Annotated in this window: 13 protein-coding genes; 2 read left to right on the forward strand and 11 right to left on the reverse strand. The window is 53.0% G+C overall.

Features of this window, described 5'->3' with window-relative positions; genetic code table 11:
* Positions 1-249: 249 nt before the first annotated feature.
* Positions 250-2,766 carry a GH39 family glycosyl hydrolase gene (locus tag ACSR9A_RS09395; protein WP_473756903.1) on the reverse strand — a complete coding sequence of 839 codons (2,517 nt, stop codon included), beginning with the start codon at positions 2,764-2,766 and terminating at the stop codon, positions 250-252.
* 195 nt (positions 2,767-2,961) lie between these two features.
* Between ACSR9A_RS09395 and ACSR9A_RS09400 the strand changes: the two genes are divergently transcribed.
* Positions 2,962-3,318, forward strand: coding sequence for a DUF1304 domain-containing protein (locus ACSR9A_RS09400; protein WP_473756904.1), 357 nt, complete (start codon positions 2,962-2,964; stop codon positions 3,316-3,318).
* A 121-nt stretch (positions 3,319-3,439) separates the two neighbouring features.
* Here ACSR9A_RS09400 and ACSR9A_RS09405 read toward each other — a convergent pair whose 3' ends face one another.
* Positions 3,440-4,198 carry an MBL fold metallo-hydrolase gene (locus ACSR9A_RS09405; RefSeq protein ID WP_473756905.1) on the reverse strand — a complete coding sequence of 253 codons (759 nt, stop codon included), beginning with the start codon at positions 4,196-4,198 and terminating at the stop codon, positions 3,440-3,442.
* Between the two features lie 118 nt (positions 4,199-4,316).
* Between ACSR9A_RS09405 and ACSR9A_RS09410 the strand changes: the two genes are divergently transcribed.
* Entirely contained in the window at positions 4,317-4,730 is a 414-nt protein-coding gene (locus ACSR9A_RS09410; protein ID WP_341280635.1) for an Lrp/AsnC family transcriptional regulator, read from the forward strand.
* A 140-nt stretch (positions 4,731-4,870) separates the two neighbouring features.
* Here the strand turns inward: ACSR9A_RS09410 and ACSR9A_RS09415 are convergent, their stop codons facing one another.
* The 9 genes from ACSR9A_RS09415 to ACSR9A_RS09455 form a co-directional block, all read right to left on the reverse strand.
* Positions 4,871-5,650 carry a squalene/phytoene synthase family protein gene (locus ACSR9A_RS09415; protein ID WP_473757074.1) on the reverse strand — a complete coding sequence of 260 codons (780 nt, stop codon included), beginning with the start codon at positions 5,648-5,650 and terminating at the stop codon, positions 4,871-4,873.
* Between the two features lie 108 nt (positions 5,651-5,758).
* Positions 5,759-7,264, reverse strand: a complete 1,506-nt coding sequence (locus tag ACSR9A_RS09420; protein WP_473756907.1) for an NHL domain-containing protein — start codon at positions 7,262-7,264, stop codon at positions 5,759-5,761.
* 16 nt (positions 7,265-7,280) lie between these two features.
* Entirely contained in the window at positions 7,281-9,626 is a 2,346-nt protein-coding gene (locus ACSR9A_RS09425; RefSeq protein WP_473756908.1) for a FecR family protein, read from the reverse strand.
* On the reverse strand, positions 9,623-11,380 hold the full coding sequence (locus ACSR9A_RS09430) for a CHASE2 domain-containing protein (protein ID WP_473756909.1): 1,758 nt from the start codon (positions 11,378-11,380) through the stop codon (positions 9,623-9,625). Before ACSR9A_RS09430 ends, ACSR9A_RS09425 begins: the two co-directional genes overlap by 4 nt.
* A gap of 246 nt (positions 11,381-11,626) precedes the next feature.
* A complete protein-coding gene (locus tag ACSR9A_RS09435; RefSeq protein WP_473756910.1) occupies positions 11,627-14,839 on the reverse strand; it encodes a GAP1-N2 domain-containing protein in 3,213 nt (1,070 codons plus the stop codon).
* Entirely contained in the window at positions 14,839-16,098 is a 1,260-nt protein-coding gene (locus tag ACSR9A_RS09440) for a TRAFAC clade GTPase domain-containing protein (protein WP_473756911.1), read from the reverse strand. Before ACSR9A_RS09440 ends, ACSR9A_RS09435 begins: the two co-directional genes overlap by 1 nt.
* Positions 16,099-16,120: 22 nt before the next feature.
* On the reverse strand, positions 16,121-16,762 hold the full coding sequence (locus ACSR9A_RS09445; protein WP_473756912.1) for a beta-mannanase: 642 nt from the start codon (positions 16,760-16,762) through the stop codon (positions 16,121-16,123).
* Positions 16,763-16,787: 25 nt separating this feature from the next.
* Positions 16,788-18,074, reverse strand: coding sequence for a vWA domain-containing protein (locus ACSR9A_RS09450; RefSeq protein WP_473756913.1), 1,287 nt, complete (start codon positions 18,072-18,074; stop codon positions 16,788-16,790).
* A gap of 52 nt (positions 18,075-18,126) precedes the next feature.
* A complete protein-coding gene (locus tag ACSR9A_RS09455) occupies positions 18,127-20,535 on the reverse strand; it encodes a transcription initiation factor TFIID (RefSeq protein ID WP_473756914.1) in 2,409 nt (802 codons plus the stop codon).

Below are 20,535 nucleotides of genomic sequence, written 5' to 3' on the forward strand. Positions count from 1 at the left end.
ATTCAGCATAGCCCGGCTGACATATACGCTTCATAGCCGAACACTTGCATTATAGATCATCTGGGTGATGCTTCCATATAACAAATTGGTAAATAAAATAATAAAATGTAAACATGTAGAAATTTTTTCTTAAGAAAGTATCGATCTGCTATAAAAAAATGCCCCACCACCAATTTTGCAATCGGTAGCGAAGCATTTGAATAAAAGAAGGGACAGCTCTGTTTCCAGCTGTCCCTTCTTATCGTATCCTTAGGTTGGCTTCCATTCTCGCTTGAGCTCCAGCAGCCTCACCTCATGGGGTGCAAGAAGAAATTTCAGCGTCAAAGCATCCCCTGCCATCTCGGTACACATATACTGCTTCGGCACACTGCACTGGTTCAAATAGTCAATATCGGGTTGCATCAGCCCTGCGGGCGCTCCCATCCGCAGCCATTCATCATAAGAGCTGCCCGATTCCCGGTTAATGGTATGCCGGTGAATGCGGTAAGCCCCCGGCTCCAACCCCTCGAGCTGTATGGTCAGCTCCAACTGGTCGTTATGATTAAATACCGCATATCGATTATGCGGCTGAATGCCTGAAACGTCATTTTTAAGATACATCTGGTCAAAATGAGCGTAATGAAACAGCAGCAGCTGATACGCGCCATCCTTCGACATCGTCAGGCAATAGCCGTCGCCGCGGTCCAGCAGCTTGCTGCCCAGCTTGGCAAGCAGCTCGTAGGCATAGAAGGCCGCTTTTTTGAGTCCATTATTTGTTATCATCCCGAGTCCGCCATGGAAGGTCTCCTGCGGCAGCGGCAGCTCCTCCAGTAAATCCGTTACCGTCCAATAGCCTAGACTGCTTATCTCGTCGAACGTTTCCACGATGTTTTTGGCAATGTATGCTGCTTTGAAGCAAGTATCATTCGTCAGTTCCCGATGATGGGGAGTGGCATTCCATTCCGTCACATGCAGCTCGGAGCCTGACCAGCCAAGCTCCAGCAGCTTGCGCTTCACCTTGCCGAGCATCTCGGCAACATAATCTTCCCCCGCGTAGCTGAAATCGCTCATCTGGACTTCACCATTATCCTCGGTTTCTTCAATCCTATATTCGAACGGATACATATGGATCGTCAGAAAATCTGGCAAGCATTCCCTCTCGGTACAATAGGCCAAATACCGTTCCATCCAGCGGCCCCGATATACGAGCGTATCGCCCTGCACGCAGGGACCACCGATTTGCGCCTGCGGAAACACCTGTTTAATCGCCTTAAAGCTCGCTTCATACAGCTCCAGAAATTGGTTGAAGGATCCCGGCCAGAACAACCCACCATCCGGCTCATTCCAAAACTCAAAACGCCAGCTGCCCACCTCTGCGCTGCCATAACGATTTAAGAGATGCTGCATGAAGGCTTCCAGCAGCGCGGTCCAATGCCCCATCTCCTTAGGCATGCTCATATAACTTTTTTTATGGAAGAAAAACTTTGTCTGGTCTGCAAAATCGCCCGGCATAAAACCAAGCTCGAAGAAGGGACGAAGCCCGATGCTCCTGAAAAAATCAACCACCTGATCCACATAGCCAAAGCTGAATACGGGCTTGCCGTCTGGCCCCAGCCGCGCCACCATCATTTCGTCATCGAAGATGCCGTGGAAGCGAATGTATTGAAAGCCAATGGACTGCTGCACCATCCGCAAATGCTGCTGAACGGGAGCAAACAACGCTTCCTTTGCCTTGCCAATTGTACATAGGTTGCGCCAAGTGTGCTTGAGCGTCCGACCGCTGCCAGAGGCGCGGATTTGTATGGACCGGCAGATGGAGCCTTGATCAGCAGCGACGATCGTTCCAGCATTCGCTTCCGTTGGCAAATATTTAAACAAGCTGGTGTAGGCATTTTCCCGGTCAAAAGCCAAGTAATTGTCGCTGGAAGGCTCGGACAATTCCGCCTCCGGGGAAGGCTGCCCGCGATGGCCGCGATATTCCGTGGGCGTCATCTGGTAAACCGCTTTGAACGCCTTGTGAAAAGCTTTTAAATTGGGAAAACCGCTGTCCAGCGCGATTTTGATGATCGGCTCCTGTGTCGTCAGCATCGCTTTGACCGCATGCTCCAGCCGAATGCTCGTAATATAGGTACGGAAGGTTACACCCATGCTTTTCTGAAAAAAGCTGGATAAATAGGAGACTGAAAAATTTTCGCGCTCAGCAAGCTCATTAAGAGTCAGCGGACGATTGTAATGCTCCTGAATGTATTCATTCAAATGAAGAAGCCTCGCCATCGTGCGGCGATTAATGGGGTATTCCCGCGTTTCCTGCGTGCTTCTGAATTTGCGCAGCAGCAAATAAATCAGCTCCAGCAGCAGGGAGCGGACTTTAATTTCATAGCCATATCCAGCTTTATTAAAGTTCCACATAATGGTGGACAGCAGCGTGCGAACCTCAATGAACTTCTGCTGATCGCCTTGCGCATGCAAGCAGGAATTGCACTCAAAGGCGGTCTGCTCCGTGTCTACCCCCTGCTCGCGCAGAAAGGAATCGGGAATTTGCAGCGCCAGCAGCAGATTTTCCTGCTCCGATTGAATCGTGTGAATATCATTGCTATTGATAAGGATAATATCCTCTTCATTAAGCACGAATGGCTTGCCTTGTACAGCAATAATCGCCTTTCCCTTCAGCACAAACAGCAGCTCCATGCTATCATGCCAATGATTTGGAACATATCTGACGTTATGAAAAAATATATGCAGCGGAAGCTCATGATCCGTCTGAATGATTTCATAAGTATGATCCATCTGTGTCCTACCTGCCTCGTCCATCTGACCTTATGCTATCGTATACCCAACGTATCACCTGCTCACAGGACTGTCAAATCCAGTCATGCGAAGATAGCGTAAAATCATAGTCTGCGCTTGATTATAGGGGAGGTTAGGAGTAAGATGGGTAGGGATGTTTTTTCCAATATTTGAATTTATTCAGGAGGGTTTATTATGTTAGCTGCAATATTCGTCGGCCTTGTGGCTGCCGAGCATTTGTACATATTGGTTATGGAAATGTTCCTGTGGACGAAACCTCGGACGCGCAAAACATTCAACACTACGCTTGAGTTTGCCCAGCAAACCAAGTCTCTGGCCGCCAATCAAGGGTTGTATAACGGATTTCTGGCCGCCGGCCTGATTTGGGGTCTTGTGCATCCGAATGCCGATTTCGGCTATCAAATCCAGCTGTTTTTCCTCATTTGCGTGCTCGTTGCTGCTTTGTACGGCGGTCTTACTACTAAACGCTCCATCCTGGTAATGCAGGGGCTGCCTGCGCTAATTACGCTGCTGCTTGTACTATTTACGTAGAGCGTGCAGACTGCACAACCGTACTAAACAGCTAATAATCAATAAGAACAACTAAAAAAATCTCCAGCCGGTCGCTGTTAAAGCGAGGCTGGAGATTTTTTCAACTTCATGAACCCTATGATTATCTCGTAATCGTCTCGCCGTCCTCTGGCGCAAGGATTACGCCGCTGAGCCCTTTGCTGGCTGCATATTCCCGCAAATCAGCTCTAGACAGCATGCAATGATTGACCGCCTCCATATGGGAGGAGAGGATGACCGCCTGCGGCGCCGCAAGATGCGTGGCATAAATATCTTCCTTCGTCATAAGAATAGGCTCACCTTGCAAAAAGCGGGCCGCGCCTCCATTTACGACGATGACCGACGGCTCATAGCTATCGATCGCCGCCCCCGTCTCCTCACACCAAATCGTATCGCCCGCCACATAAAGCGTCTGCTCCTGCGTATGCTGAAAAACTATCCCCGACACCTCGCCCATTTGCTCGCCGATTTCCCCTGTTCCGTGCCGTCCATAGGTTCGGCTGAGACTCACTTCCCCAAGCTGCCCCGATGGCATAAACAGCTGTACCTGCTCAAAGCCTTTTTCACGAATGGCTGCCGCATCCTGCTCATTTTGGGCAAAAATCAGCATATCCTTCGGCAGCAGCTCAATCGCCGCCTGATCAAAATGATCAATATGCAAATGTGTGACAATGACCGCATCTACAGGGAGCAGCTGCTCCGCTGGAAAGGGCAGCTCGACCGTCGGATTAGCCTGCTCCTGGTTAGCTGTATTGGGGATCGGCGGATAAGTTCCCTTTGGCGCCAAAAAAGGATCGATCAAAAAGCTCAGGCCACCGTAGTTTATTTTCAAAGTTGCATTGCGGACTTGGGTAATTTGCATATGCTGTTCCTCCTTTATTGTTGCTCTTTAATAGGTTACTATCTAAGAAATGACATGAACATAGCAGCAATCATTTAAATTGCACCAAATACTTGATTTTTGAAAGAGGTTGTCGCTTATGCTGGATCATACGGATAAACGCATTATTGAAGAGCTGTCGAAAAATGGCCGTATCTCGATGAAGGAGCTTGGCCAGCTCGTTCATTTGACCGGTCAGGCCGCTGCAAATCGTGTCAGCCGCCTGGAGGAAGAGGGATTTATCGAGGGATATACGATTCGTTTCAATCAGGAGAAGGCTGGACTTGCGGTCCATGCTTTCATCCACGTTTACATACGCGGGCTTTATCATGGGCCTTATTTGGCGTTTGTACAGCAGCAGACGGTCATCCTCCATCATTACAAAACGAGCGGGGAAACCTGCTACATGATGGAATGCCGCTTTCCATCCAATGCCGCGCTCGACCAGTTTCTCACTGACCTGAACGAGCATGCCAATTACAAGCTGTCGATTGTGATTAATCAGACGCTTTAAGCGCAATAAAGTAGAAAGTAAACGGTATAGAACGCATACAGAGTGTATGCAAACATAACAAATAACCCGCAGGGATAGCGGCTTTACGAGCAAAGTCGTTATCCCTGCGGGTTATGAGCGCCCGCCTGTCCAATCGGCAGCTAGTTCAATCGGTTAACCAGCTTAAGCACCGCATCGCGAGTGAGCTTATTGCCGCCTGCGGCAATAAGGTTCACAGTAGCATGAGCCAGCGTGAGCGGGATTTTACAGAAGCTGAGCGCAGGACCCTTCTTCAAATCCGCGATATAAGCATCCGCAACCTTCAGATTGCGGCGCGTATACGCCAGCATTTCCTTAGGCCCCCAGCCATCCGGGTAGAAGTCCACGCCACGTTCCAAATCCTCATCGCGGTTGCGAAGAATATTGACAGCTTGCAGCCCACGGCCAAAAGCGACCGCCTTCACCGTATCCGACTTCGTTCCATCAAACCATAACCAGATTTCCGACAGCATCTCGCCTACCATTCCAGCTACGCTGTATGTATAACGGTCGAGATCCTCCTCCGTATGGATATGCCAGCCTTTCTCCACCCATTCTGCCATTTGCTTCGACATCATCGCGATATAGCGATAGATGGTGCGGGCAACAGTCGACGGACACAGCTCCGCCCATTCATTTACCCGCATCGATACAGCTGGCAATACATCGTCATAAGGGGACAATAGCTTCTGTGTGGCGGCTGTCACGTCAGGAGACTGGAAAGCTTCTTCCATTCCGACGAGCAGCTTGACTTTCAATTGGTCTGAGATGTCGTTATGATCCTCTATTTCATCAATAGCCCGCATACACAGATATGCAGCTGCTACAGCTTCCTTCAAGCCGGGCTCGAGACGGCTGATAGGAATATAGAAAGTCCGGCTTGTTTGCTGCAGCATGGTCATAGCATCATTAAGGACGACGTTAGTAATGAGTGTTCCCTCCAAAAGTAGCTTCACATTTCTTATAATCATATCATACGACGCTTAACTTCCCAAATAAAAAACGTCCTATTATTGCCCGCTGTCTAGGACAGCAGCGCGATATTCGGTGTCATAGACGGCAAGGAATGAAGTTAAGCTCTCCAAGTGGCTGGCCTCGATATAAAGCACGCCTCTCGTTATGACAACTTTGCCCTTGGAATCCGGCTTAAGGCTCAGTGACCAATCGCCTTTATGCAGCTTGGCGGTTTTCGATGCGGCATGCCAATTCAGCTCAGCGCCCCATGCTGAAAATACGCTTCGCACCGGGAGATACACCTTATTCTCACGCGTGTAAGGTGCAGGACCGCTCGTCAGCTGCTTGCCGTCCAGCCACAGCTGTACAGCTGCTCCCGCAGGCAACAAATCAATGCCAGACAATAAATCCTCTGCACTTCGCACAGGCTGCAATTGAGCCGGATTAACCGCTAGCGTCTTCACATTGCCATTCGGCGGATCGGAAATATACAGCTTTCCTGAGCGGTAAAACAGCCCCGAAGGCTGATTGAACTGCGTCTGCTCAGCTGTGCCGATCTGGTCGCCAGCCGCATTGTTTCCAGCCAGTGTTACCACTCGGCCGTTCGCCGTCACAGCGCGAACCCGGTGATTGAGGCTGTCCGCCACGAACAGGACGCCATCTGCATAAGCAAGCCCACGCGGGCGATTGAAGCGTGCATCAGCAGCAGCTCCGTTTTGATAGCCTCCCATCCGATAGCCGGTCAAAGGATCGACTGCTGTCTTTTGCCCCGCAAGCGTCGCGACCTCTCCTTTATCTATTACCCTAATGACATGATTTCCACTATCTGCGACAAAAAGGCGCCCCGCTTCGTCAAAAGCAAGTCCTGTAGGCTCATTAAACCGTGCCTGTGCTGCCGTCCCATCTACATAATCACCTGTTTCTCCTGAAGGCGCCTGTCCAGCAAATGTCGATACGACACCTTCAGGCGTAATCCGGCGAATAACATGATTAAGCGTATCGGCCACATAAACGCTGCCCTCAGCATCAACCGCAATACCCGTTGGCGAGTTAAAACGCGCCTTGCTCTGCTCGCCATCCATGTAGCCAGCTTCGCCGTTTCCCGCCAGCGTCGTCAGCTTGCCACCCGCAAATTTGCGAATAGCATGGTTGTCTGTATCGCTAATGTACACATTGCCCTTCGCATCCGTAGCAGCAAAAGAAGGCGTGCGGAATGCAGCTGCCGCCGCTTCCCCATCCACATACCCCGCTGCTCCGCTGCCTGCGGCAGCACTGATTTTACCCGCAGCACCGTTCCAGCGGCCGATGTTATGGCTGCCCGAACTCACGACAAGCAGCTCGTCCCCGCTCGCTGCTGCCGTCAAGCCCCATGGCTGCTTCAAGCCTTGCAGCTCATAGGTTACAGCGGTAGCTGTCTCCTCCGCGACTGACCATTCCATAGCTGTTCCAGCTCCTGCTGTTGCGCCCGTGGCTGCCCCAGCGGCCGCGGCTATGCCTCCTTGCGGCAGCAGCGACGTGACCAGCAGCGCGCCGACTGCTAGCAGCATTCTTTTTTTGTTCATTGGATTTCCACTCCCTTTAGCCCAATATTCGTGCCGGCAAAATCAAAATTTCAATGAGCGCTGAGCTGACTTCTTGCCCATTTTGCATAATAAGGACTTCAACGAAATGGCTTCCCACATCCAAGCGATTATAAAAGGCTTCTGTTAGCGTAATCGTCGGACCTCTGCCCGGCTCTTGTTCAATGGTATAATCCGCTGCATCCACGATTCTCGATCCGATCTCCGATCCACCATAAATTCGCACCTCCCCTAAGTCATCACCCATCGTATTGATTCGAGTAACAGGGGGATTCGGCATGCTGCTATCTTTGATATGCTTTACATATCCCGGACTCCACGATACGGTAAAGAAAGTGCGCTCAGGCGTTTTCAGCATATCCGGCTGAACTTTGTCCTTTTCCGGGTTTTTCAAGCTGTTTCCGGCAATCGTTACTAAAATCCCCGTGCCTCTAGGGACAGCTTCAGCCAAATAGATCGACAGCTCCTGGCCTGATATTTCCACATATTCGAGCGGCAGCCTCCTGCTTCGATCTCCTTGCTCGTCATAGAGCCAGAACTCTACTTGCTGTGCGAGTCCCTGATTAGGAAAAGCCTGCTCATTGTAAATAATCGCTGTCGTGAAAGGCAGCACAAACGTATGGTCATTTTTAATATAAAGATCTTGATCGCTATTGAAGGCCTCCTCGTCAAAATAAGGCAGGTCGCGAGAATCCTCCACCACAATGTTCATCGTCAAATCTGCAACCTCTTCGCCTTCCAAATCCAGCTTAACCGACAACGTATAAGGCGCTGCTGCTGCATCCAAAGTTTCGAGCCATTGATTATTAAAGGTGAAGGTCAAATGATTTTCCCCGCTCATTTGAGTGGAATACGCCACCTCGGAATCAAAAGCTACCGGGCCTTCTGCATTTGCCAAAGTCATTGTCATAGTGGCATTGCTATAGCCGATATGATAGACGAATATATCGTCCAATTCAGTCGTTTCGCTCAAGTTCTGTACATAACGAAGGTCCGTTTGGCTAAGCGCTGGCTTAAAATCAATATCATTGCCATCCCGGCCAAGCTCGGTAAAGTCCGCCTGTACTTCACCTGTTTGAGCGTTTTTCAAATAATCGCCACGTACAGATATATACAGTCTGGAATTGAGCGGAAGCTCATTGGCTAATTGGATAACCAAATTTTTGCCGTCTATCGTTGCACTCTGGGCTTCCCAGAAAAACTCCGGATCATTGATTGCAAATATTACGCCGTCCAAAAGCGTCCGATTCGGATCATCCTCCTGCTCATTGAAGGCAAGCAGCGTCGTGAAAGGAATAACGATCGTCGTGCTATTTATGAAATAATGATATAGATTGCTGTAAAAAGCAGACGTATCCGCCTCTGGCGCCCCTTCATACACGACTGGTGTCGGTGTCGGGGTTTCCGTCGGCAGTGGTGTTGGCGTCACATCTGTTGTTGCCGTAGCAGTAGGCGTTGGTGTGGCTTCTGGTGTTGGCGTCACGGCAGGTGTCGGCGTTGGCGTGCTTCCTCCCGAACCAGAACCATTGTTTCCTCCACTGCTCGCTGGCACACTAGAAGCGGGCTGATCATACACAATAGTCGGCTTACCGAAAGGCTGCCCTGCCGCTTCTGCCGCCTTCTCCAGCTCCGCCTGTTTTTGCTTCACGAGCTCGCGTATTTGCTGCTGGAGCGCCGCATTCGCTTCCGTGTCAGCAGCCTGCTCCAGCTCCTCCAGCAGCTTCTCCAGCGCAACGAGCGGCAGATCGCCCAGCATAAGCGGCTCTTTCGCGCCTTCGCCTGCTTGATTCAGCTCGATCTGCTCATTCGCCAAAAGCGCCGCGATTCGCTCGCCATCCTCTCCGGTGACGCTTACGACACCTTCAAGCACGCCGACATAGCTGTTGTCCTGCTCATACGAAACAGCGAATTTAGTGCCCATAACGCCCATTGTCGCTGTCGGCGTCTCGATTTCAAAGCGGGAATCGCCGGTGAGCTTCTTCTTCACCTGAATAATGACTGAACCGTTCTGGAGCGTCAGCTTCGTCTTCCCGCCAATCGCGCTGGCGCTTTTGACCAGCTCACTGATGAGCAGCGTCGTGTTCGCTCCAATCGTCACTTCCTTGTCGCTGTCGAGGTCCATGCTTACTTTGCCATTGCTTCCCGTCTTAATCGTATCCCCCTGCGTAATGGCCATGCCCTTAAACGCATTGAAGCTTTTTGTGCCGCCGCCCTTCTTCACCTCGGCTTTGCCCGAAACAGACGTCAGCTTGCCGACTTTATCGGTATCCTTCGCCCATGCCGCTGCAGGCAGTGCTGCATAACACACAAGCATCCATACAAGCAGCCATTTGAAGCTTCTCATTTTAATCCCTCCAATTCATAAATGTGAATGCCCTGCTCCTTGCCCTTGACCTTTATTTCTCCAAGCGATTCCGCCAAAATGCGATCCTTGACCGCCTCATACGTCGACTCGCTCAGCACAATTTGTCCCGGCTTTGTATGGCTTTCCAGTCTGGCAGCCGTATTGACCGTATCGCCAATTGCCGTGTAGTCCATCCGCGTTTTGGAGCCGATGTTGCCGAAAACCGCAGGCCCCGTATGGATGCCGATGCCGAATTTCACCCCAAAGCCAAAGCGCTCGATAAGCTTCTTCTCCAGCTCCACTGACCCCTGCTTCATCGCCCACGCGGCGCGCACCGCTTTCATCGGATGATCGTCCAGCAGCAGCGGCGCGTTGAAGATCGCCATCGTCGCATCGCCAATAAACTTGTCGAGCGTCCCCTCCTGCTCAAAGATGCAGCTGGCAGTCAAATCCAAATACTCATTCAAAATTTCGACGATCTCTTCCGGCTCAGCCTTCTCCGACAGCGGCGTAAACCCGCGAATATCGACGAACAGTACCGTCAGAACGCGCCTGCTTCCGCCCAGCTTCAATCCATCCTCGCCATTTTTCAATATCTGATTGACGACCTGCGGTGCCACATACCGGCCAAAAATATCCGTCACCCGCCGCCGTTCCGCCAGCTCGCTTACATAGTTGAAAATGACGACCGCTAGACAGCTGGCTGCCAGCAGCGGCACCACATAACCCAGCGACAGCAAAATGCCCTGCCCATATAAATAACGTCCACCTGCGATAAATACGGCGATAAGCACCGCAACCGACAGAAAGGACAGCAGCATATTCAGCTTGCGGAACAAATAATAGGCCAGCACCACAGCCGCGAGCAGCACGAGCGCGTTCCATTTCCAATCCAGCTCCCGCTTGAAATCCTGCTCCATAAGCTGCTGAAGAATATTTGCATGAATCTCAACGCCGTTCATCGCTTGCTTATCGTTCATTGGCGTCAAATAATGATCGTTGAAGCCAACAGCATAAGGACCGATCAAGACGATTTTATTGGTAAAATAGTCCGCCGGAACGTCGCCGCTCAGCACGGCCGAATAAGAAATCGCCTCATACTGATTGGGACTGCTCGTATAGGCGATCGGGAAACGCTGAAAGCCATCGAGCGACAGCTTGGACGTTTCGGCCTGCTTGCCTAAACGCTGCATATACAGCTTGTAAATCTCCCATGTAAAGCTGTCGATCTGCACGCCTTCTTTATTAAAAGAATACAGCGCCTTGCGCACGACCCGATCTGAATCGGTAATCGTGTTGATGTGGCCAGTCGCTGCGGCCGCTTCCTTAAGGCCCTCGAACGGCTCGGAAAGCTCCTCCGCCTCAATCGCGCCTAAACGCGCCGACTCGGCGAAGGTCCCGTAGACAGGCAGCACGACATTGCCTGCTCTCGCAACCGCATCGACAAACTCGCTGTCCGCCTCCTCATCCGAGCTCGTCGCAAAGGTGACATCAAAGGCAATGACCTCCGGCTTGCCCTCGCTCAGCGTATCCACCAGCTGCGCATGTGCGCTGCGGCTCCACGGCCAGGTGCCGAGCTCCTCCAAGCTTTGATCATCGACAGCGACGATGACGATTTGTGTATCAACCGGGCTTTCCCGCTGCATTACATGGTCTTGGAAATAAAATTCAGCCTGTGAAAACGTCCCCCGATATAGACACAGCAAAGCAAGCGCCGTCAGAACAGCCATGACATGCTTGAGCTTGAGCTTCAATTGTTTTTCCCCTCTCAAGGCTTGCCGAATGACTGACTATGCGAGCAACGGCAGCCGGCAATATCTCTGTCTAATTTATCGTTTTAAATCTTTTGCTTTTATGTAAAATTATCCTGTCCTTTATTATAATTCAGAATGCTACGCTTGGCATGATCTAGCGTGAACTTTAGGAAAAAACATGGCTTTCAGTTGCATAGGAAGCAGCCCCCTGCCAATAAAACCGACAGAGGGCTGCTTCCTGCATGCTTAATTCGTTGTGTTGGTTGATGGTGTCGGTTCGCTAGTGCTTATGGCAGCATCTGTATCGGTCAGGCCTGCATCCTCAAAAGGCTCGGACAGTGTATATTCAACGCTTCCTACCTTCAATTTGCTTGCTGGCAGCAGCTCCACATCCTCGCCTAAATCGACAACGACGCGGTTCGGATAATCGCTCGGATTCGGCTGTGCTATGCTGCCAGCAGAACCTGGCTCGCTGGTGCCTGTTCCACCTGGGTTTGCACTGCTTCCGCCGGTGGAGGCTGCATCGTCATCCGCTCCTGCACTTGCATCCGGCGATGAGGAGGCGATACCGGGACTAGCTGATCCGTCATCTGCGGTACCAGCGGCTGTATTTTCTACATTGCCCGTATTGCCTGGCGCTGCATCGCTGGTTGCTGTAGGAGTGGGCGATGCGCTATCGCCCGGGCTGGCAGAAGCTCCGCTTTCATCCGTTCCTGACCCAGCGGGGGTTTCCGCAGGGGCTGCCGAACAGCTAGGAATGAACGTTAGGCCGCTATATTCCTTTGTTTCTCTATCTGCTGCGACAACAGCCACCGTCTCTGGGGAGAAGGTGCTGCATATGGCAGCATCCGTGAACCGGAATACGAGTGTTGTCGTTTGTTTGCCGTCAACACCTTCCTGCTTCGCCGCATATACGAGTGTATCTGGAATCGCTGCTCCTGGAGTAGTCAGGCCAGGGCTACCCGTAGCGCCAGGAAGATTGGCCCCGTCCTCAGGCTCGTCTCCGCCACCAAGCGCAAGCAAGCCACCTATGCCTACCATTAGTATGGCGAAAGCTATAACTATGGAGAAGAGGAACGGTTTACGATTTTGCCGAAACATCTTCGCCAGAGGCGAAGACAGCTCCCCTCTAACCTGCTTGTAGACAGCCTGCAGCCTCGGTCCTGCCTTGGAGAAATATTCATTCCGATTCGCACGGCTCTTGAAGGCATCGCGGTCATGCTGCCTGAAATAATTCGTAATGGCGGTTGCATACGCAGGCACGAAGCCACGCGGCCGCATAAAATCCTCATGGCGCTCCGACCATGCAAAAAATTGATAAATGAGTTCTTTTTCCCCTGCGCTCTTGCGCAGCGTATCCAGAAGCCCTGCATAATCAATCGTCTCCATGTCTGAGCTGCGATAGAAGGCAAGCACAAGCTGCTCGAACCGCTCGGCTTTCATTTCCGAATCGACCGTCAGCATCCAGCGCCGTCCAAGCTGCTGGACGCGGTCGATTTCGACCGGAGACAGCTTTGCGAACAGGCTCGCCTTCGGCAGCGGTCTGAAGAACCAGTCGTAAGCCGCTTTAATAATAAGCGCCGTCGACTTTTGCCTAGGATCAGTCAATTGAGCGTTCCACTGCTCCAGCCGATCCGCTCTCTCCAGAAAGCTGCCCTTGAGCAGCTCGCGCTGCGACAGCCGGTCCAAATCTAGCTCCGTCAGCAGCGTCCGGTAAGCGACGAGCTCCAGCTCAAACAGCCGGACGCCAATTCCTGCCGTCAAATGGTTCGTCTTCACGCGGCCCTCGTCGCTGTCGAAAGCGGTAGCGCTAAGCTTATCCAGCTGCTCATGCACTTGCTGGAACACCTGCACAGGCTGCGCTTCATCCATCAGCTTATCCTTAAGCTGCTGCCTGACGAGCTTGTGCACGACATCATTATCGAGAATGGCTGGAAACTCCTTGCCCCATTTGCCCATAAAAATAATAATATCCTTCGCCGATCTTGCATCCCGCAGCTTGCCGTCCAAAAACGGGAGCAGCAGCCGTTCCAGCAAGGGGCCGTTCGCGAGCATTTTGCTGACAAAGTCCTTCAGCAGCAGCGGGTCGGATTCCAAGGTTCCATAGTAGGCAGCCATCGCTTCCGCTTGCCCCTGCTGCTGTGCAGCAAGCAAGGAACGGATGAAGAAATCGACGATTTTGCCACCATTATATTTGCTGTCGATGTGGTAATAATCCTTAAAGCTCTCCGCAATGAACGGCTCGGGCACACGCCCGTCACGAACAGCATCAAACTCATAATCGAAGCGGGACAAAAACAAATCATTCATCCGAATGCGCTGCGCAAGCGCTCCTGCCGGCTGCAAATACTCCAGCATTCCGCGCAGCACGGCGCTTTTATGCGTTTCATACAGCTCATCGCTGCCTTCCTCGACTTGGAACAGGACGCTTAGCTCATGGTAAGAGTGGGGCGACATTAGCCGCTCCTGCCCCATGCCGCTGAGCATTTCCTCAGCAAACTGATAAAAACGCTCGGCGCGGTCCGGCTCGTCCAAGACGCTCCAAGCAAAATCCAAATAAGGATGCTCTCCCTTATCCAAATCCACATTCAGGAATCGATCGTTAACAAAATCAAAGGTGTAGTCCTTATCCACATTGCGGTCGCCCGCCCGCAGGCTGCCCTTCTCGACGAAGGTGAGATGAATCCCTTTGCGGCTTTGCGGCTCCTTGGCAAACGTCATGAAGCCAAGCTGCTTGCGGAATGCATAAGGCAAGCTCGCATAAAGCACCGCCAGCAGCGCTTTTGCTTGTTCCGGCAGCCGCCCGATAGGCACATCCAGCGCCACATATACCTTCTTGCGTCCGCCAACCGATGCCATTACGGCAAGCAGCAGCTGCTTAAAGCGCTGCTCGCTTATGTTCAGCGCAGCGAGCGCCGCCCGCTGTCCACCACCGCCAAAGCCCGCAAGCCCTGCACCGCCAGCCGCAGAGCTTGCGGCTCCAGCCTCGCGGGCCGTCCATGCTCCGCCCGCCGCTTGCGGTAGCGCCGCTAAATCGGGCAGCTCCATGCCTTGCTCAATATCGTAGCTGTCTACGAAGGCAGCGCCGAGGAAAGCTTTATAGCTTTCCGGGTCAGCATCTGCAATCGCGGCAGGAATGACGTAGTTGTGCGTGAAGAAGGCGCTGCGCAGCCCCGTAAAGTCAACGGCTTGATAGACGCTGCGGCCGACAACCGCCTCGCCGCCCTCCAGCCGCAGCACATACGCGGTTTCCGGATAAGCGGCGCCATCCTTCTCGCCGCTTGCGGCCAGCTCAGCTGGAGCATCATAGACGCAAAGCGGATGCAGCTGCTTTTTCACAAACTGCTGATCCAGCCCTTCGGACTTGGCTACCGTGTCATAACCTTCCGTCGAGCGAAAAATGCCGCGCCGCTCCCGCGTATACAGCTGCTGGCCAATCATAGAGGTAGAATGCTTCACTATTCTCTTCTCCCCTCTATATAACCCAGCTTATACAGCAGCCATATAAAGGGCTCATCAACGCGGATCGGGCTGACGACCGTCTCCATCTTCTGATTGACTGGATTGCTGCCGAGCGCCGATACCGCATAATAGGCCGTATCCTTAAAGTAAACGTCCATCGTCCCTTTAAACGGGCGGTCGACCTTCTCAATAAAGCGCCGCATTTCGCCATCTATATTCTCAAATTCGGTTAAATTAAAATAATTGCGATGCACCATATTGTGAAAAATGTTGCTGTTCGACTTAATATATTCGCCTTCATCGTCCTTAAGCGCATGCAGCATATCGCTCTTCGTCAAGACGACGGCGGTTGGAATATCCGTCTTGCTGTTGTCCTGGTAGGCGATAAAATCCTTGAACATCGTCAGCACGACATCCCTTGGCTCATCATATTGCGGAGCCCACTCGCCCGGCTTGTCACCGTGGTTAATGCGCAGCTTCTCGCGGATGGAACGGATTTGCAGCGGATCGACCATGAACAAAATGCCGGAGGAGTTTTTAATGTGCTGCCCATGCAGCCCCAAATAATCCTCCTCGACCATGCCCTCGCCCGCCACATCGAAAAATACAAGCGTCAGCGGCGGCTTCGACTCGTCACGGAAAACGAATTGAAAAATAAACGGCTCCTGCATTTTTTCCTTCTGCGTGGAAGCCAGCAGATCGCCGCGCCCAAACAGCGGCTCCTCATAGTTCGTGCGGAACTTGCGGCTGATCTCCGCCGTAAGCGGCATGCACGCCGCGTTGAAATGATCGGCTGTCGTATTTTGCAGCGTATGTATGAGCGCTGTCATATACACCGATTTGCCGACCTGGGAAGCGCCAATAATCGAAATAATATTGCTCGGCACCTTGCCCGATGTCACCGGCAGCTCGTTATGGCATTTCGGACACAGCCTTCTGCGCGTCAGCTCCCCGTACCGGTCGTTCAAGCCGATCAGCACCTCGCCTGCATACAGATGCTTCTCCTCCGGCACATCCTCGGGATGAATAACCGCCTCAAAATCATGTACCGAATCGAGGCCGAAACGCTCTCTGTACCGATTCAGCTGCTCATCCTCGCCCAGCGCATAATCCTCATCGTCCTCGCGGCTGTGTGTGGCACGAAATACGACATCTTCCGGCGAAAACTTGCTGAAGCAAAATGGGCATACAATATCATAAGAGCCTTGAAGCAGCTCTGCTTGCGGTTTTCTTTTCAAAAAATCAAAAAAGCCCATGCCTTATCTCCCCTTCCTGCTGTCATTCCGGCACCAGTTCGTACAGCTGTGCGAAACGCGGGCCATCGGTGAAAAATACACGGACGAAGTCCTGCTTGCCGACCTCGATTGGCGGCAGCACATTCCGCCCGGAGGCGAAAGCAGCGGCAAATGGATACATCATGCCATCGTCCTTGCTCGCTGGATAGCCCCCTGCCTTTTTCACATAACATAATACATCCTTGGCAATCGGCACCTCCGCCGTCACCTGAATAGACACCGTCTTATAGCGCTGAAGAAATCCGGTCTTCTGCTTGACGGAATAGCGGATCTTCGCTCTGCCGGCGCTCACATCCAGCTCGCTCAGTCCATCGCTCTGCAGCCAGATGACTTTGCCATCCTCCGCTCCCTCTTCATAAATGTAGACGGTAAAGCGGTAGCGCCCGATGCCCTCCAGCCGTATATGATAGCCGTTGTTTGACTTGTATTCAGCCCTTGTATAGAGCTTTAATGATGCAAGGTCCGGCGTTCCTCTGAATGCCGCCTGCTCAGCCTCCGCCTTGCCGATATAAACCGCCTCGACGCCGCTCGGCCATAGCCATTGCAGCGTGCAGCGGTCGCCACTCAGCGTATGAGTCAAGCCTTTGATTCGCGGCGAATCGCCCTCTGCTTCCACAAATCGCATCTGTCAATCGCCCCCTAGCTGACTTCTAAAATCCATGGTTGCGGCTATCCTTTGATTTTCCGTCGCCGCTTGATGCTCCGCGCTCTCTCGGGACTGGAGCCCCGCGGCGCCTGTCGTTCACCGGACGGCTATTCTCCCTTATTGGCACAATCAAGGTGAATAAGGAGATCATAATCGCAAGCAGCGCAATCGCCATAAAGCGAGTGAACGAATCACTGAGAACATGGCCTGACAGCCACGCTTCCAGCACGAGGCCCGCCAGCAAGCCGCCAACTGCGCCGCCGATGCCAAAGCTGCGCGCCAAATAGCGATTGTCGAAGAATAATCCGATCGCCACGCCCAGCACACCGCCGATCAGCAGCATCGAGATGACGCGAACGATTTTGTAAAACGTTGCATCGGCCATCGGTCCCGTGCGCTCGGTTACGAGCGTACGATCATCGATCGTATCATAGATCGTCTGGAAGGCCGTAGATACCTCTGTTGCCTTCTGCACATCGTAATAAGCGCCGCCTGTTGACTCGGCGATGTTGCGCAGCAGATCCGCCCCTCTCGAGTCTACGAGGCTGAGGCCGACGGAATTAATTGCAATCTGCTGCTCCTTATAGAGCGCAAGCTGCGGAGCCACATCGGATTCGCTGAAGCCATCCGACAGCAAAATCACCATCGTACCACGCTTGCTCTCCGCCTTCGCCTCAATCGTCTTTAACGATTCCTCCAGCGCGACGCTGAAATTCGTTCCGCCATCCGTTGGCACAAATGAATCAATCGCCGCGTTGACCGCTGCCTTATTGGCAGCCGAGTCTACGCTCGTAAACGGCAGCACCTGCTCCGCCAAATCGCTGAAGCCCACAATCGCAACGCGTTTGTCATTGTCCATCTGGTCAATAAGCTGCTTCGCCGCCACATAACGCTGATTGTCTGGATCCGTCTCCGCCATGCTGCCGGAGTTGTCGATGACGAGGACTATGTCCTTCACCTGCTTTAAGCCGCCAATATTGAGGCCATAAAAAAATTGCAGTCCCCAGCCCGCTACGAATAGCAGCACAAGCGTCGCCGGCACGAACAGCTTCCACGAAAGCCCCGTGTAGCGCTGGCGCCAGGATGAGCCGTTCAAATGCGGATTGACCAGCTCTGCAACAAAGCAGCCGAGCCCGATAAATAATGCGAGTACGCCAAAATACAAGCCCATAAGAACCGAACGCGGCATATCGCCCGTCCACTGCGTAAGCATCAGTTCTCCGATGGCGTAGCCGATGAATCCCCCTATTAAGCTAAACAACAATAGTAGCAGGTTTATTTTTCGCTGCATGTGTATAGCATCCTCTCTTACATTCATTCGGCCTATTTACCGCGCCCCCGGTCTAACGCAGCTCCGGCAAGCCCGCCGGGTCCACGCCGTGGAACGCATAGCCGTTCTCTCTATATGTCTCGTAATACACCTTGCCATTGCGATAATACAGCAGGTCTTCAAGATGGAAGCCGCCCATCAGGTTCAGCTTCTCCACACCGCTGCTGCGCTTCTCGTGAATGCAGCCGAGCTTGTAGATCCGCGACGTTTCGTCGACGCCAAGCGCATACTGCACAAACTCGCTGTCCGCATCGCCGAACATATATTTTTCCTCGTAGCGATGCTCATGCGTGTAGTCCAGCAGCCGAACGTTGATTGACGCATTTTCCTCCAGCGTCCGGTAGAGGCGCTTGAACAAATCCTCTTTCGCCAGCGCTTGGCGGTTGGTGTAGTCGATCGTCACATTCGCCCTGCGAAGCAGCTCCTCCTCAAACGTCTGGGCGAATGGCTCCGCCGTCAGCACATGCTTCAAGCCTAGCTGGGCTAGCTTATTCACGTAAGCCTCGTTGCCCTGCTCCAGCAGCTCCGCCGCCGAACCGAGATAACGCTCATCAAACCAGATGCCCGCACCCCGTTTGTCCTGTACATCCAGCACGATATCACCCGTTACCCGAGCATAATATTCAAAAATATTTTGCCCGATGTAATCATCAGCGGTCTTGATGCTTTGCAGCGCCGTCAGCTTCATGACGTCTGCCATATCCGCCATCTGCTTGACGCGCAGACGATACAGCTCATGAAGCTGCTCCAGCTCATCCGCCAATCGGCGATACAGCGACAGCTCCAGCTCCAGCCGGAGCAGCTCCCATTTCTGGCCATATACCAACCCAAAAAAAGCACGGATAAACGAACGCAAGTTTTGCTTATCCATAAAAGGCAGCCGCTGAATGCGGACATCCTCCGCGCGTCCCGACTGCGTGCGCTCCAGCTCCTCGCGCGCCTGCTCCACCGCAATCGCCAGCTCTTTAATGCGGCTGCGGACGCCTGCAAGCACACTGCCATCGTCGCCGCTTGGCTCCGTCCAAGCACATAGCTGGTAAAAGCTAATGTCCGTACGCTCCCGCTCGAACTTGGCAACAGCACGGCGCATTTCCGCCGCCGCGCCAAATTCGGACAGCCGCTGCTGCGCCGTGCGGGCGAAATGATTATGGAAAAAGACAGAGGCTCCGTCCCCAAACAGCGCCTCCTCGGCGTCACGCAGCGATAACGGCTTAAGCTGCTCATAACGAACGCCGGAGGTTAGCAGTCCCGTCATGTCGGTAAGCTGCTCGTCGCTCGGCAGCAGCTGTGTCAGCATCGCATCGACCGAGGCCGGATCGAGGCCGAAGCAGGCAAGCTTCTCCCGCATGCTGAGCTCAGGCTCCTTCGCCAGCAGCTCGGATAGCTGCATATGAAGATGATACAGCACCGTCAGCGCAATCGAATAATTCGGGCGCTTCACCTTCGACAGCCCCGCAGAGACGAAGCCCTGCCTGCCTGATTCCGTACGCAGGCTGTTCTTGAACGTCGAGTTATTGTAGCCGCCATAGGCAGCGTCCGCCTGCGCGTCCTTGCGCTTGCGGTTTTTGAGCAGCTGAATATGGCAAATAATATCGTAATTGTCTCGAATTCCGTTGACGGCTGTCATGCCCTTCTCATTGCGGTCCGACAGCACGTAGACGAGATCGAACAGCGGAGACGGCGGATGAACGACCGGAATCGCCAGCCCGTCGCCAGTCACCTCAAGCAGCGCCGAGAACGTATAATCCGGCCGCTGCATGCCTTCCAGCTCGCGCAGAAAGCTCACGCCAATAGCGCTGGCGTGAGCGAAGGTATCCATTTGCTCACGCTCGCTGATTAGCGTATAAAGATCCATCTGCACGGATTTAAACGATTGCTGAAAAATCGCCTGTGCCAGCAGGGAAATATCCGGCACCAGCGCGTTCATTGGGTCATCCGCACGCGTGATAACCGCCAAATGCAGCCGATCAAAGGAGGCATACAGCCTGCCATAATCGGCAATCGTATCGCTGACACCGCGGAGCGCGCGGTTCAGGTCAGCCAAATAACCGGCATTGCCGCGGAAAGCTTCCCATAGCTCCTTGCGCCCCGCCTTATGGTCGCTGCCAAACGGCGACAAGCCGTCCAGCACGACCTCTGTCACCTTAGCGGCATGGGCGGCGCTCGCCGCCTGCCGTCCGTTCCCGCCGGCGGAATCGCCGCTCCTTGAAGCGGACGCCGCGTGAAAATAAATCACGCCAGCGCTATTTTCCCATTTCGCCGCATTCATCTGAATCATGGGCTCAATCGCTTGGCCCGCCTCGTCGCCAATATACAAAAACACGGTCGGATAATGAATGATGCTCTGGTCGTCTCCATGACCGCTGAGCATTTGCTCGGCAGCCGCATAATCAGCTGCATACCGCTCCAGAAGCTCTCTCAT

Source organism: Paenibacillus sp. R-74696 (assembly GCF_055814915.1).

What these genes read in the sequence shown, in the direction of transcription:
- ACSR9A_RS09440 (WP_473756911.1), bottom strand. Translation starts at nt 16,098, where the DNA reads ATGGGCTTTTTTGATTTTTTGAAAAGAAAACCGCAAGCAGAGCTGCTT.
- ACSR9A_RS09400 (WP_473756904.1), top strand. Translation starts at nt 2,962, where the DNA reads ATGTTAGCTGCAATATTCGTCGGCCTTGTGGCTGCCGAGCATTTGTAC.
- ACSR9A_RS09455 (WP_473756914.1), bottom strand. Translation starts at nt 20,535, where the DNA reads ATGAGAGAGCTTCTGGAGCGGTATGCAGCTGATTATGCGGCTGCCGAG.
- ACSR9A_RS09410 (WP_341280635.1), top strand. Translation starts at nt 4,317, where the DNA reads ATGCTGGATCATACGGATAAACGCATTATTGAAGAGCTGTCGAAAAAT.
- ACSR9A_RS09445 (WP_473756912.1), bottom strand. Translation starts at nt 16,762, where the DNA reads ATGCGATTTGTGGAAGCAGAGGGCGATTCGCCGCGAATCAAAGGCTTG.
- ACSR9A_RS09420 (WP_473756907.1), bottom strand. Translation starts at nt 7,264, where the DNA reads ATGAACAAAAAAAGAATGCTGCTAGCAGTCGGCGCGCTGCTGGTCACG.
- ACSR9A_RS09415 (WP_473757074.1), bottom strand. Translation starts at nt 5,650, where the DNA reads ATGACCATGCTGCAGCAAACAAGCCGGACTTTCTATATTCCTATCAGC.
- ACSR9A_RS09450 (WP_473756913.1), bottom strand. Translation starts at nt 18,074, where the DNA reads ATGCAGCGAAAAATAAACCTGCTACTATTGTTGTTTAGCTTAATAGGG.
- ACSR9A_RS09405 (WP_473756905.1), bottom strand. Translation starts at nt 4,198, where the DNA reads ATGCAAATTACCCAAGTCCGCAATGCAACTTTGAAAATAAACTACGGT.
- ACSR9A_RS09425 (WP_473756908.1), bottom strand. Translation starts at nt 9,626, where the DNA reads ATGAGAAGCTTCAAATGGCTGCTTGTATGGATGCTTGTGTGTTATGCA.
- ACSR9A_RS09395 (WP_473756903.1), bottom strand. Translation starts at nt 2,766, where the DNA reads ATGGATCATACTTATGAAATCATTCAGACGGATCATGAGCTTCCGCTG.